Origin of the sequence: Micromonospora sp. Mcm103, assembly GCF_024519755.1 — a bacterium.
GTDB lineage: Bacteria > Actinomycetota > Actinomycetes > Mycobacteriales > Micromonosporaceae > Micromonospora > Micromonospora aurantiaca.
Window position 1 is genome coordinate 125,142 of record NZ_JALJRJ010000003.1, and the last position, 12,020, is coordinate 137,161.

Annotated in this window: 14 protein-coding genes, 1 tRNA gene and 1 pseudogene; 4 read left to right on the plus strand and 12 right to left on the minus strand. The window is 73.3% G+C overall.

Annotated features, from left to right (window positions below; genetic code table 11):
* Positions 1-47: 47 nt before the first annotated feature.
* A tRNA-Leu gene (locus OC439_RS05470) sits at positions 48-128 on the minus strand.
* Between the two features lie 90 nt (positions 129-218).
* Between OC439_RS05470 and OC439_RS05475 the strand changes: the two genes are divergently transcribed.
* Positions 219-2,048: a hypothetical protein gene (locus tag OC439_RS05475; RefSeq protein ID WP_315985909.1), complete on the plus strand. Its 1,830-nt coding sequence runs from the start codon at positions 219-221 to the stop codon at positions 2,046-2,048.
* A gap of 56 nt (positions 2,049-2,104) precedes the next feature.
* On the opposite strand, the gene OC439_RS05480 is transcribed toward OC439_RS05475, so the two are convergent.
* From OC439_RS05480 to OC439_RS05515, 8 genes are all read right to left on the minus strand, one after another.
* Positions 2,105-3,436: an NAD(P)/FAD-dependent oxidoreductase gene (locus OC439_RS05480; protein WP_013284111.1), complete on the minus strand. Its 1,332-nt coding sequence runs from the start codon at positions 3,434-3,436 to the stop codon at positions 2,105-2,107.
* A 103-nt stretch (positions 3,437-3,539) separates the two neighbouring features.
* Positions 3,540-4,103, minus strand: a complete 564-nt coding sequence (locus OC439_RS05485; RefSeq protein WP_262012507.1) for a hypothetical protein — start codon at positions 4,101-4,103, stop codon at positions 3,540-3,542.
* A 55-nt stretch (positions 4,104-4,158) separates the two neighbouring features.
* Complete coding sequence (locus tag OC439_RS05490) at positions 4,159-5,520, minus strand: DUF58 domain-containing protein (RefSeq protein WP_262012508.1); 1,362 nt, start codon at positions 5,518-5,520, stop codon at positions 4,159-4,161.
* Positions 5,520-6,518, minus strand: coding sequence for an AAA family ATPase (locus tag OC439_RS05495; RefSeq protein ID WP_194798551.1), 999 nt, complete (start codon positions 6,516-6,518; stop codon positions 5,520-5,522). Before OC439_RS05495 ends, OC439_RS05490 begins: the two co-directional genes overlap by 1 nt.
* Entirely contained in the window at positions 6,518-7,078 is a 561-nt protein-coding gene (locus tag OC439_RS05500) for a hypothetical protein (protein ID WP_402815138.1), read from the minus strand. Before OC439_RS05500 ends, OC439_RS05495 begins: the two co-directional genes overlap by 1 nt.
* Before the next feature lie 20 nt (positions 7,079-7,098).
* The gene (locus OC439_RS05505) at positions 7,099-7,830 is read right to left on the minus strand and encodes a DUF4129 domain-containing protein (RefSeq protein WP_262012510.1); all 732 of its coding nucleotides are present in this window, start codon (positions 7,828-7,830) and stop codon (positions 7,099-7,101) included.
* A 20-nt stretch (positions 7,831-7,850) separates the two neighbouring features.
* Positions 7,851-8,564: a uracil-DNA glycosylase gene (locus OC439_RS05510; protein ID WP_262012748.1), complete on the minus strand. Its 714-nt coding sequence runs from the start codon at positions 8,562-8,564 to the stop codon at positions 7,851-7,853.
* 19 nt (positions 8,565-8,583) lie between these two features.
* Positions 8,584-9,270: a dienelactone hydrolase family protein gene (locus OC439_RS05515; RefSeq protein ID WP_135243364.1), complete on the minus strand. Its 687-nt coding sequence runs from the start codon at positions 9,268-9,270 to the stop codon at positions 8,584-8,586.
* Between the two features lie 178 nt (positions 9,271-9,448).
* Here OC439_RS05515 and OC439_RS05520 point away from each other — a divergent pair.
* Both OC439_RS05520 and OC439_RS05525 read left to right on the plus strand, forming a co-directional pair.
* A pseudogene (locus tag OC439_RS05520) lies at positions 9,449-9,722 on the plus strand (DNA-binding protein).
* A complete protein-coding gene (locus tag OC439_RS05525; RefSeq protein ID WP_262012511.1) occupies positions 9,719-10,036 on the plus strand; it encodes a helix-turn-helix domain-containing protein in 318 nt (105 codons plus the stop codon). Before OC439_RS05520 ends, OC439_RS05525 begins: the two are co-directional and overlap by 4 nt.
* 82 nt (positions 10,037-10,118) lie before the next feature.
* Here the strand turns inward: OC439_RS05525 and OC439_RS05530 are convergent, their stop codons facing one another.
* Genes OC439_RS05530 through OC439_RS05540 form a run of 3 tightly spaced genes read right to left on the minus strand, consistent with a single transcriptional unit; the run spans position 10,119 to position 11,650 of the window.
* Positions 10,119-11,084 carry an HAAS signaling domain-containing protein gene (locus tag OC439_RS05530; protein ID WP_262012512.1) on the minus strand — a complete coding sequence of 322 codons (966 nt, stop codon included), beginning with the start codon at positions 11,082-11,084 and terminating at the stop codon, positions 10,119-10,121.
* Positions 11,081-11,413 (minus strand): PadR family transcriptional regulator, encoded by a 333-nt coding sequence (locus tag OC439_RS05535; protein WP_030271259.1) that lies wholly within the window; start codon positions 11,411-11,413, stop codon positions 11,081-11,083. The genes OC439_RS05530 and OC439_RS05535 overlap by 4 nt, the downstream gene beginning before the upstream one ends.
* 48 nt (positions 11,414-11,461) lie before the next feature.
* Positions 11,462-11,650, minus strand: a complete 189-nt coding sequence (locus OC439_RS05540; protein WP_262012513.1) for a hypothetical protein — start codon at positions 11,648-11,650, stop codon at positions 11,462-11,464.
* Between the two features lie 178 nt (positions 11,651-11,828).
* Here OC439_RS05540 and OC439_RS05545 point away from each other — a divergent pair, with 178 nt between their 5' ends.
* Positions 11,829-12,017, plus strand: coding sequence for a hypothetical protein (locus OC439_RS05545; RefSeq protein ID WP_176921700.1), 189 nt, complete (start codon positions 11,829-11,831; stop codon positions 12,015-12,017).
* Positions 12,018-12,020: the final 3 nt, after the last annotated feature.

Genomic DNA, 12,020 nt, shown 5'->3' on the forward strand with positions numbered 1-12,020 from the left:
GCAATCGCGCGCGCTACGGCTAGCTGTGGGAAAGCTGAGAGTTGACGTGCCCGGGGCGGGGGTCGAACCCGCACGCCTTGCGGCAGCCGCTTTTAAGGCGGCCGTGTCTGCCGTTCCACCACCCGGGCGGGTGACACCGGCGCGTCGACACGCGGCGGTGCAGATCTCACCGTAGCGGCTCGGCCGCGACGCGGCGTACCCCGGCGGGTGCGGCCGTTATGGTCGAGGCCGTGACCAGCGCCGCCCGCCCGGCCCTCCGGCCCGATCACCGCCGGGCGGCCGGTCCGGCGGGGGTCGCGCGGCGGGTGACGGCCGCCGTCCGCCGGCACCGCGCGGACCTGCTCGTGGGGCTGGCGTTCGTCGCGCTCGCCGCCTGGCTCACCCACGGCCTCTGGCCGGCGCCGGGCACGCGCGCACTCGCCCTCAACCCCGCAGACCAGACGCTGTACGAGTGGTTCCTGGCGCTGGACGCGCGTGCCCTGCGCGGCGAGCTGAGCCTGGTCACCGGCCGGCTGAACGCGCCGGACGGGGTCAACCTGATGGCGAACACCTCGGTCGTGGCGCTCGGCGTGCTGCTCGCCCCGGTCACGCTGGCGTTCGGGGCGCCTGTCACGTTCGCGCTGCTCGTCGCCGTGAACATGGCCGGTACGGCGCTCGCCTGGTACCTGCTGTTCACCCGCGTCCTGCGGGCCCGCCGGCTCGCTGCCGCGCTCGGCGCGGCGCTCTGCGGCTTCGGGCCGGGCATGGTCTCGCAGAGCAACGGCCACCTGCACATGACCGCGCAGTGGCTGGTCCCGGTGCTGGTCTGGCTCGTGGTCCGGCTGCTGCGCGCCGCCGACCCGGCCGGTCGCCCGGACGGTCCGGACCGCCGCCGCACGGCCTCCTCCGCGGCCGGGCTCGCCGCGGTCGTCACCGTGCAGGTCTTCGTCGGCGAGGAGGTGCTGTTCCTCGCCGCGCTCACCCTGGCGGTGACCGCCGTCGCGTACGGGCTGGCCGACCGGGATCTGCTGCGCCGGGCCGGTTCCGGGTTCGCCGGTGGCCTGCTCGTCGCCGCCGGGCTGGCGCTGCCGGTGCTGGCGTATCCGCTGTGGGTGCAGTTCGCCGGCCCGCAGGGCGTCGCGGACGGCATGTTCCCGCCCGCCTACTTCTCCGCCGACCTGATCGGCTGGACCCGCCTGTCCGCGCTGACGGTGTTCGGCAGCCCGGAGGCGGTACGGCTCACCACCGGCCCGGCCGAGTTCACCACGTTCCTGGGCCGGCCGTTGCTGCTGGTAGCCGCCGCCTGCGCGGTCTGGCTGGGGCGGCGGGCCCCGGTGGTGGCGCTCGTGGCCGGGGCGCTGACGATGGCCGCGCTCGCGCTCGGCCCGGAGGTAGTGGCGGGCGGCGAGCGGACCGGGATTCCCGGCCCGTACGCGCTGTTGGCCGGGCTGCCGGTGGTGGACGGCGCGCTGCCGATGCGTTTCGCGCTGGCGGTGCTGCCGCTCGTCGGCACCGTGCTCACCCTCGCCGTGCACCGGGCACTCGGCGAATCCGGGCGGGCCCGCCGGGTCGTCCCGTTCGCGGTCGGCGCCGCGCTGCTCAGTGTCCTTCCCACGCCGCTGCCCACGATGGACCGGCCGCCGCTGCCCGAGTTCGTCACCGGCGGCCACTGGCGGCAGTGCGTACGCCCCGGCGGGGTGCTGGTGCCGGTGCCCACCGCCACCCCGCAGGATCCCTGGCCGATGCGCTGGGCCACCGCCACCGGCGTCGCGTTCGCCATGCCGGAGGGCTTCTTCATCGGCCCGTACGGCCCGCACGGCTCGGCCACCATGGGCACCTGGCAGCGTCCCACCTCGGCGCTGCTCGCCGACGTGGCCCGCCGGGGCGTGGCGCCCGCGATCGGTGACCGGCAACGCCGCCAGGCCGCGCGGGACGTCGATTTCTGGCACGCCTCGTGCGTCGCGGTGACAGACGAGACGCCGCACGCGGAGATGCTGCGCCGCACCGTGGAGCAGCTGTTCGGGCGGCCGGGTACGCGGCTCGCCGACGCCTGGACCTGGCGCTTCTGAGCCCGGACACGGCGAAGGGCCCCTCCCGTACGGAAAGGGCCCTTACCCGAAACGCGTCAGACGCGCGCGGCGACCGGCGGGGCGGACGCCTCGGCGAACTCCTCGCGCGGGTCGTGCAGCTGGCCCAGCGCGACCACCTCACGCTTGAGGAAGAACGCCAGCGTCCAGTCGACCACCACGCGCACCTTGCGGTTGAACGAGGGGATCCGCGACATGTGGTACGTCCGGTGCATGAACCACGCCGGCCAGCCGGTCATCTTGATGCCGTAGACCTGCGCCACGCCCTTGTGCAGGCCGAGGCTCGCCACGCTGCCGGCGTGCTTGTGCTTGTAGTCGACCGGCTCGCGCCCGCGGATCACGTTCGCGATGTTGTCGGCCATCCGCGCCGCCTGCCGCACCGCGTGCTGGGCGCTCGGGGAGCAGAAGTTGCCCGGCTCCTTGGTCAGGTCCGGTACGGCGGCGCAGTCACCGGCGCTCCACGCGCCCTCGACCACCCGGTCGCCGTCCACGATCTGCAGCGTCGGCCGGCAGGTGACCCGGCGGCGTTCGTCACGCGGGAAGTCCGTCGCGTCCAGCATCGGCGACGGCTTCACACCGGCGGTCCAGACGATGGTGTCGGACGGGAAGCTGTCGCCGTCGGAGAGCTTCACCACACCGTCGACGCAGGACTCCAGCCGGGTGTCCAGGCGGATGTCCATGTCCCGCTTCATCAGCTGCTGCACCGTGTAGGCGCCCATGTCCCGGTCGACCTCGGGCAGCACCCGCTGGGTCGCCTCGACGAGCACCCAGCGCATGTCCTCCGGCTTCAGCTCCGGGTAGTAGCGCAGCGCGTCCCGGGCCATGTCCTCCATCTCGGCGAGCGCCTCGATGCCGGCGTAGCCGCCGCCCACGAAGACGAACGTCAGCGCACGGCTGCGGACCGCCGGGTCGGTGGTGGAGGCCGCCACGTCGAGCCGGTCCAGCACGTGGTTGCGCAGGAAGATGGCCTCGCCGATGGTCTTGAACCCGATGCCGTTCTCGTGCAGGCCGGGGATCGGCAGGGTGCGGGAGACCGAGCCGGGGGCGACGACCACGTGGTCGTACTGGATCTCCCGGGCCGGGCCGCTGATCGGCTGCACCACGGCGGTCATGCGGTCGTGGTCGATCCGGGTGACGGTGCCCGCCACCACGGTGCACTTGCGCAACTCCCGCCGCAGCGGCACCACGGCGTGCCGAGGGGAGATGTTGCCCGCCGATGCCTCCGGGAGGAACGGCTGGTACGTCATGTGCGGCTGCGGGTCGACGACGATGACCTCCGCCTCACGCCTGCTCAGCTTCTTGGACAGGCGCAGAGCGGCGTACAGGCCCACGTGACCGGCACCCACGACAAGGATCCGCTTCGGGTTCACGTCATCTATCTTTCCCCGGGTGCTTCGGGTAATCCCGCGCGAGACCCCCTTCTGTGACGGAGCACAACCGGTGTGACCTGCGCAACGTCCCCGGAACGCTGGGTCATCTGCGCCGGAGCAGCCAGCCCAGCAAGCCGCTGAGTCCCACCGCCACCAGCAGTCCCGCCACTGTCGCGGCCTGGGAGCCGTCCGTGCCGCCCACTCCCCCGAGCCACGCCAGCACCACGCCGAGCACGGCGCTGGCGAGCACCACGCCGCCCACCCGGCCCAGCCACCGCAGCACCACGTCCGGATCGATCAGCCCGTCGTAGGGCAGCAGCGCGGCCAGCGCGCAGAGCGAGTGCGCCAGGTAGAGCAGCGTCGCCACGGCGAGCAGCCGCCACAGCGCCGGTGGCCGGTCGAAGCCGAGCGTGGCCAGCAGCCAGCCGCCGACTGTCACCAGCGCGGTGAACGTCGGCCAGATCCGGCGCGGCCCGGCCGCCGGGAGCACCGCGGCCACCGTCATGGCCAGCAGCGAGCGCGGGGTGAGGGCCTGCACCGGATACGCGAGCAGGAAGCCGGCCAGCACGGTGAGGAAGATGCCGCCGCGTACGAGCAGCGGCAGCGGACTGACCCGGGCGGCCGCGTACCGCAGCGCCCGCACCCGCTCGACCAGGGCGTCCGTCACTGAGCCGGCCTTTCGTTCGCGACTGCGGGACTCCGCTTCGCTGCGTTCCTCGCGCTCACCGCAGTCCCGCCTTCGGGGCGGTCGCCAGCCGGGCCACGTCGCGCAGCACCTCGTCCAGGCTGCCCGCGCCCGCCCAGCGCACCACCGGCACGCCGTGCTCGCGGAGCTGGCCGATCATCGTGTCCCGGTCCAGCCGCCACAGCCGGTACGCCACCTCGGCCCAGCCCCGTTCCTTCGGCATCGGCAGCTCGGCCGGCAGCGTGTCCACCGCCACCACGAACCGGCCACCCCGGGCCAGCCGGGCCAGCATCTGCGCGGACCGCTCGTCGAGCAGCGGCGTGAGGACCACCACGAGCGCGTCCGAGGAGAGCACCTGCGGGCCGAAGACCTGGTCGTACGGCTCGTGCGGGGACGTGGTGGCCTGCACGTCGAGCAGCCACTCCAGCACGGTGAGGTACTGCCGCCGCCCGGTGGCCGGACGCAGTCGGCGGGCGGCCGGGCCGTACTCCAGCATCGACACCCGGTCACCGCGGTGCAGGTAGTGCTCGGCGATCGCGGCGGCGGCCCGCACGGTGGTGTCCAGCACCGACGCGGTGCCGTTCACGCCACCGGAACGCCCGGCCTCGGCCAGCACGTCCAGCAGCACCACCACCTCGGCGTCCCGGTCCGAGAGCGTGGCGGCGACGTGCAGTTGGCGGGCCCGCAGCGACACCCGCCAGTCGATCCGGCGCAGCCGGTCGCCGGGTGCGAACACGCGTACCCCGGCCAGTTCGCCGCCCTCGCCCGGCCGCCGCGACCGGTGCCCGCCGACCAGCCCGGCGGCCCGGGGCATCGCCTCGACCGCGTCGAACGGCTCGGTACGCGGATAGACCCGCGCCCGGATCGGGTCGGTGATCACCGCGCGGGAGACCAGCAGCCCGTCGGCGGCGGCGACCCGCACCCCGGCCGGGCCGATCGGGTGCCGCCCCCACCGCAGGGCGGTGCCGGTCAGCTCCAGGTCGACGGCGCTGCCCCGCGGCACGGAGGTGACGAACGGGCGGTCCGCCCCGCCGGAGCGGCTCACGTCCAGCCCGGTGCCGCCGAAGCCGACCTGCTCCACCCGAAGCCAGCGTGACATCCGGGTCCGGACCACAGCCAGGTCGTACCCGATCAGGTCGGGGTTGGCCACGGCGACGGTGGCGGCCAGCGGCGCGCCCTCGACCAGGTGGGTGTCCCCCACGCCGAGTTCCAGCTCGGGCAGCCCGGCGGGGCGGCGACGCAGCGCGTACGCGGTCCCGAGCGCGAACGGCGTGGCGAGCACCACCAGGTCGATGCGGCCGAGCAGGACTGCCGCCACGAGCAGTACGCCGGTGAGCAGCACGGCCCGGCCGAGCGCCCAGGTGGGCGCCCAGCCGCTCGCCGCGTCGGCCCGGTCCATCAGCGTCCGGCGGCGTAGCTGGGCAGCGCGCCGCTGGCCGGGGCGGGCGTCGACTCCAGCACCTCGCCGACCACGAACGACGGGTCGACGCGGCGCAGCCACATCTCCGGCCGCAGCGTGATCCGGTGCGCCAGCGCGGGCGCCGCCACCGCCTTGACGTCCTCCGGCACCACGTAGTCCCGGTTGGCGAGCACCGCCCGGACGCGGGACAGCAGCAGCAGCGCCAGCGAGCCGCGCGGGGACGCGCCGACGAGCACCGACGGGTGCTCCCGGGTGGCGGCGGTCAGCGCCACGATGTAGCGGCCGACCGAGTCCTCGACCACCACGTCCTCCAGCGCTGCCTGCATGGCGCGCAGCGTGGCGGCGTCCACCACCGGCTTGATCTCCGCCTCCTCGCGGCGGCGGGCGATCCGGCGGCGCAGCACGTCCCACTCCTCGTCGTGGCTGGGGTAGCCGAACGAGACCCGCAGCAGGAACCGGTCGAGCTGCGCCTCCGGCAGCGGGTACGTGCCCTCGTACTCGATGGGGTTTGCGGTGGCGAGCACGTGGAACGGCTCGTCGAGGCGGTAGGTCACGCCCTCCACCGAGACCTGCTTCTCCTGCATCGCCTCCAGCAGCGCCGACTGCGTCTTCGGCGGCGTCCGGTTGATCTCGTCGGCGAGCAGCAGGTTGGTGAACACCGGCCCGGCCCGGAAGGCGAAGTCGCCGCTGCTCTGGTCGTAGAGGAACGAGCCGGTCACGTCGGCGGGCAGCAGGTCCGGGGTGAACTGGAGGCGCCGGAAGTCCAGCCCGAGCGCCTGCGCGAAACAGCGCGCGGTCAGCGTCTTGCCCAGGCCGGGCAGATCCTCCAGCAGCACGTGACCACCGGCGAGGATGCCGGCCAGCACCAGCTCCAGCGCGTCCCGCTTGCCGACCACGACGGTGCCGACCGCCTCCAGCACGGCCCGGGCGAGCCGGCCCACCTCGGCGGGAGCCATGCTCCGGTCCACGTCGTTCATCAGATCTTCTCCAGTTCGGCGACGATCGCCGCGAGGTCGCGCGGCGACGGAGTGCGGCGGACGGGGGTGGCGAGGAACGTCCACAGTGGCTCGCCCAGCAGGGCTCGGGCGCGGGCCGGGTCGGACTCACGGGTGACGCCGTGCCGTTGACGCAGCCGTTCGTCGGCCAGCTCGCCGAGGCGCGGCAGGATGCGTTCGGTGAACCGCTCCCGGTTGTCGGCGGACCAGTCCAGCGGGCGCTCCCAGCCGTTGATCGCGGTACGCAGCGCGTCCCGGGCGGACCAGTTCCAGGTGCCGGGCTCCTCGCCGGCGGGCGCCCGGGCACCCGCGCGGGGCGGCGGCGGGGGTGAGAGCGCGGTGGTGACCCGGCGTACGGCGAGCACGGCGAGCACCCCGGCCACGATGATCCAGATCGGCACCTTCAGGCCGACCGCGCGCAGCCCGACCACGATCACCACGACGACGGCCGCGGTGACCGCGGCGGTCCGCAGCAGCGCGCGCGCCCGGCCGCCACCGGACGGACGCTCGGCCTCCCCGGCGGGCTCCTCGCCGAACGACATCAGGTCGTCGATGCTGGTGCTCACGACGCCTCCCCCGCCAGGCTGGTCAACTCGCCGCGCAACCGGCGCAGCGCGGCGCGGGCCTGGTCCCGGGTGTGCTCGTCGACCGGGTGCGTGGCGTAGCGGGCCTCCCGGTAGACGTGCGCGAAACCGTCGAGCACGTCGGCACTGGCGATCGCCGGGATCCCGGCCGCCGGGTCGCCGCGCAGCAGCCGGCCGACCAGGTCGGTCGGGGTGTCACCGGTGTGCCGGGGCACACCCGCGTCCTCGGCGGCCTCCTCCAGGCGTACCCAGCAGGCGATCACAGCGGTCCGCGGGTCGGTGGAGCGGTCGTCCAGTTCGACGAGTCCGGCGTCGAGCGCGGCCACCACCTCACGGGCGGTCCCCTCCGCGGTACGCCGCGAGCGCCGCACCGGCACCGCGCGAGTCGTGCGCCGCAGCGCGCCCCGGAGCACGTTCCACAGGACGTACCCGACGGCGCCCAGCACCGCCGCGAACAGCAACGCCACGGCGGTGGTGGCCAGCCAGTCGGGCACACCGCCCGACGTGGACTCGCCCACGTCGCGGGGTTCGACCGGGATCGACGGCACCGCCTCGGGCGAGGGGTAGTCCGGCACGTACGGGATGGTGTCGGCGGCGGGCGGGATCCGGCTGGCCCCGATGGCGGAGTGACCGGCGGCGAACGCGGCGAGCGCGAGCAGCACCGCCACCGCGGCGACCGGCCACCACCTGCGCAGTACGCCGAAATCCATCCCACCGCCTCAGGTGTTCCTCAGTCCACCCCGGCCAGGTCCTTCGCCCGGGTGAACACGTCGTCCAGCATCGCCGGTGTGAGCCGGCCGGTGAACGTGTTCTGCTGGCTGACGTGATAGCAGCCCAGCAACGCCGGCACCGACTCGCCGGACCAGTGTGCCCCATGGCCGAACACCGGTCGCGGAGTGGGCGGTCGCTGGCCGTACACCTGGCGTAGCACCGGCCACCACGCGGCCCACGCGAACGCGCCGAGCGCGACCACGACGCGCAGCGTGGGCCGGATCAACCCGACCTCGCGGTGCAGCCACGGCGCGCAGGTGTCCCGCTCGTCCGGGGTGGGTTTGTTGTCCGGCGGCGCGCACCGCACGGCGGCGAAGATGCGGGTGTCGCGCAGCGTCAGGCCGTCGTCGGCGGACACGCTCGTCGGCTGGTTGGCCAGCCCGGCGCGGTGCAGCGCGGCGAACAGCACGTCACCGGACCGGTCCCCGGTGAAGATCCGGCCGGTGCGGTTGCCGCCGTGCGCGGCCGGCGCCAGGCCGAGGATCGCGATCCGGGCGTCCGCCGGCCCGAGGCCGGGCACCGGCCGTCCCCAGTAGTCCTGGTCGCGGAAGGCCGCCCGCTTGACCCGGGCGACCTCCTCTCGCCACGTCACCAGGCGTGGGCAGGCGAAGCAGTCGCTGACCGCGCCGTCGAGGTCGGCCAGGTCGGCCGCCCGCGCGGCGCGGGCGACCACGTCCTGCGGGGTACGCGACTCAGCCAAGCTTCGCCCGGAACAGTTCCAGCGTGCGGGCCCAGGCGGTGGCGGCCGCCCGCTGGTCGAAGTGCTCCGGCCGGTCCTCGTTGAAGAAGGCGTGCGCGGTGCCCGGGTAGTCGAACGTCTGGCAGGTGCCACCGGCGGACTCGATGGACCGGCGTACGCTCTGCACCCCGTCGGCGGCGGACAGGCCGTCCGCCTCGGAGCAGTGGATGAGCGCTGCCTTCCCGGCGTAGTCGGCCCAGTCGGTGGCCATGCCCTCCCAGGGCAGGCGCGGGTAGAACCCGGCGGTCGCGACGATGCGCTCGGAGAACGTGGCGGACCACAGGGCCAGGCTGGCGCCCGCGCAGAACCCGGCGCAGCCCACCTTGCCGGCGACCTCGGACCGGCTCGCCAGGTATTCGGCTGCGGCGGCGATGTCGCTGGCCGCCTCGTCCATCTGGGAGCTGTTCAGCATCAGTCGCGGCTCGGTCGGCTTCACGGCCGGGCCGCCGTGCCGGAAGTCGGGCGCGAGGGCGACGAAGCCGGCCTCGGCGAAGCGGTCCACCACGGCCCGGACGTGGGGCACCAGTCCCCACCAGTCCTGGATGACGATGACCGCCGGGCTGGCCGCACCGCCGGAGGGTATCGCGAGATACCCCTCGCTCGTCCCCCCGTTGCCGGTGAAGCTCACCATCTCGCCCATGGGCCCGTCCTCCTAGCGGTCAGTCATCATTGGCTGGTCGCCCAGTTGGCTGCTACGTGCCGGTAGCGTGCCACGCCGTCACCGGCGCGGGGAAGACGGAACAACAGTGGCATTCACCTCCTGTCGAACCGCCGGACAGGTACACACGCCGGGTATAGCGATTGCTAAACCAGCTCCCGTGGTGGCTGGAGACTGGGACGTCTACCTGGTCGACGAGGTGCGGCAGTGGCTCGACACTCTCGACGCGTCCACCCATGCGCGGGTGGTGCAGGTGATCGACCTCCTGGCCGAGCACGGACCAGGACTCGGACGGCCCCTCGTCGAGCATCCTCCTGGTCGCCGGCGACAAGTCCGGCCGATGGAAGACGTGGTATCAGGAGGCCATTCCCGTCGCCGAGCACCGCTACGAGCTCTACCTCAAGGACCGGGCACGAGAGGAGGGAAAGGCATGAGCGACTACTCCCGGTGGCAGGACATCCGCGCCGACCACGTCGCCCGGGCCGGCGGGGAAGAGGCAGTCGATGCGGGTAAGCAGGAACTCCTCGCCGAGGTCGTCGGCCATCGCCTCGCGGAGGTACGGCGAGCGCGCGGCTTGACCCAGCAGCAGGTCGCCGACCGGATGGGCGTCACCAAGGGACGGGTCTCCCAGATCGAGCAGGGAAACATCTCCGGCCACGAGGTGGTGGCCCGATTCGCCGCCGCCCTGGGTGGCCGACTCCATCAGGCGATCTACTTCGACGACGGTGACATCGCCGCCATCGCCTGACAGCGGCTCCGCGCGAGATCTTGGAAGATTGCGGCCCTTATGAGGGCCGTTTCCTTCCAAGATCTCGCGCGGTCGAGCGCACTCAGGGGGTTGACGTGGGTTCCGGGGAAGCGCTGGGGGTGGACGGGGCGGGCGGCGGGGCCGCGGATGGGGTGATGCTGTCGGTGGGCGCGGGTGCGGGCGGGGCGATCGACGGCGAGACCGGCGGGCCGAACGGCGCCAACTCCGGGCAGTACGGGTAGGTGTTACGCATCTCCGGCACCGCGCCCGTGTCGGCCATGCAGCTCGGCCAGCCGAGCGTGATCGGCACGCCGTTCTGGTCGAAGAGCCGTGCGTCGCGGATCAGCCGCCCCTGCTGGTCGTAGACGAAGACGTCCTCGATCCGCTCGTACCGGTGGTCCACCGACGTCTGCTCGTAACTGCCGTAGCTGTCGGTGTCGGCGCGCTCGTCCACCTGAGCCAGCACGGCGAAGGAGAACAACAGCAGCGCGGCGGTGCCGATCTGGTGCAGTTGCCGCCGCCACCCGGTGATCCCGGCCGAGCGACGGCCCCACCACATGGACGCGACGATCGCGCCGATGAGCAGCAGCATCCCCATCGAGCTGTTGCCGTCCAGCCGGGGCACCAGGCCGGACCGGCCGTCCACCATCCACGCCACGATCAGCGCGGCCAGCCATCCGCGCACCAGCCACCAGGCCGGGCGCAGCGGACGGAGGAAGTCGCTCACCGTCTCGTGCCCGAGCACCGGGCCGAGTTGACGATCCAGCAGACGTACCTGAGTGGCCGCCTGCTTCCGAGCCTCGGCCAGCCGGTGGAAGCGCGCCGGCCGCCGCCCCTCGCCGGCACCGGCGGCGGCGCGCAGCTCGGCCGCGTACGCCTCGGGGGTGCCCAGCCGGTCCACGAGTGCGCCGTCGCCCTCGGCTGCCACCTCGGCGAGGTGTTCCGGCAGGTCCTCGGTCAGCTCGTCGCGGACCGCCGGCGGCAGGTCGGCGAGCGCCGCGCGTACCCGGTCAACGTAGTCCGTGATCTCCTGCCCCATGACGGTCATGCCGCCATCCCCCGATCGTCGAGCAGTGCGTCCATGGTGGTGGCGAACGAGCGCCAGGTCTTGCCGGAGCGGGTGAGCTGGTCACGCCCGGCCGCGTTCAGCGAGTAGTACTTGCGGTGCGGCCCGGATTCGCTCGGCACCACGTACGTGGTGAGCAGGCCTGCCGCGAACAGCCGGCGCAGCGTGCCGTAGACCGAGGCGTCGCCGACCTCGGTCAGGCCGGCCTCGCGCAGCCGCCGCAGGATGTCGTAGCCGTATCCGTCCTCGTCCTTGAGCACAGCGAGCACCGCCAGGTCGAGCACGCCCTTGAGGAGCTGCGTGGTATCCACGCTCAGCACACTAGTGCGCAATGCGCACTACCGTCAACGACACAGCACCTACCGGCGAGCGGTCCACCCGATGAAACGGTCGAACAGGTCGGCCGGGTTCGGGTTGGCGGCCATCAGGTCGGCGGTGGCGTCGAACAGGCAGCCCGCCATGTGGATGGACAGGGCGACGCGGTCGCGCCGGTAGTCCAGCAGCAGCAACAGGCGGGCCGGCGGGCACGGCCAGGGGGCCGCGCACACCCGGCACAACCACAGGGGCCGCATCGGTACGTGCGGCCGCACGACACGGCGACTGCGATCGGGTACGGGAGAACAGTTCCTCACGGTCATCCCCCGATCGTGTCGCCTCCTGTTGTCATCGTCAATAGTCTCCGTAGTTGTCGCTGTTCGGCGACGCCGACGCTGCCATCGTCAACGTGTGGAGCTGGTGGGCGTGTCGGAGATCCGGGCGATGCTCGGCAACGTGTCGCGTCAGCGCGCATCCGTGATCGCCAACCAACGCAACTTCCCGGAGCCGATCGCCGTGCTGGCGATGGGCAAGGTCTGGCGGAAGTCCGACGTCGAGAAGTGGATCAGGGAACACCGCCCCGACCTGGCGACGGACTAACCC

Bases quoted from the DNA above. Each gene is read 5' to 3' on its own strand.
- OC439_RS05475 (WP_315985909.1), top strand. From the start codon at position 219: ATGGTCGAGGCCGTGACCAGCGCCGCCCGCCCGGCCCTCCGGCCCGAT.
- OC439_RS05490 (WP_262012508.1), bottom strand. From the start codon at position 5,520: ATGGACCGGGCCGACGCGGCGAGCGGCTGGGCGCCCACCTGGGCGCTC.
- OC439_RS05495 (WP_194798551.1), bottom strand. From the start codon at position 6,518: ATGAACGACGTGGACCGGAGCATGGCTCCCGCCGAGGTGGGCCGGCTC.
- OC439_RS05500 (WP_402815138.1), bottom strand. From the start codon at position 7,078: ATGTCGTTCGGCGAGGAGCCCGCCGGGGAGGCCGAGCGTCCGTCCGGT.
- OC439_RS05505 (WP_262012510.1), bottom strand. From the start codon at position 7,830: ATGGATTTCGGCGTACTGCGCAGGTGGTGGCCGGTCGCCGCGGTGGCG.
- OC439_RS05515 (WP_135243364.1), bottom strand. From the start codon at position 9,270: ATGGGCGAGATGGTGAGCTTCACCGGCAACGGGGGGACGAGCGAGGGG.
- OC439_RS05525 (WP_262012511.1), top strand. From the start codon at position 9,719: ATGAGCGACTACTCCCGGTGGCAGGACATCCGCGCCGACCACGTCGCC.
- OC439_RS05530 (WP_262012512.1), bottom strand. From the start codon at position 11,084: ATGACCGTCATGGGGCAGGAGATCACGGACTACGTTGACCGGGTACGC.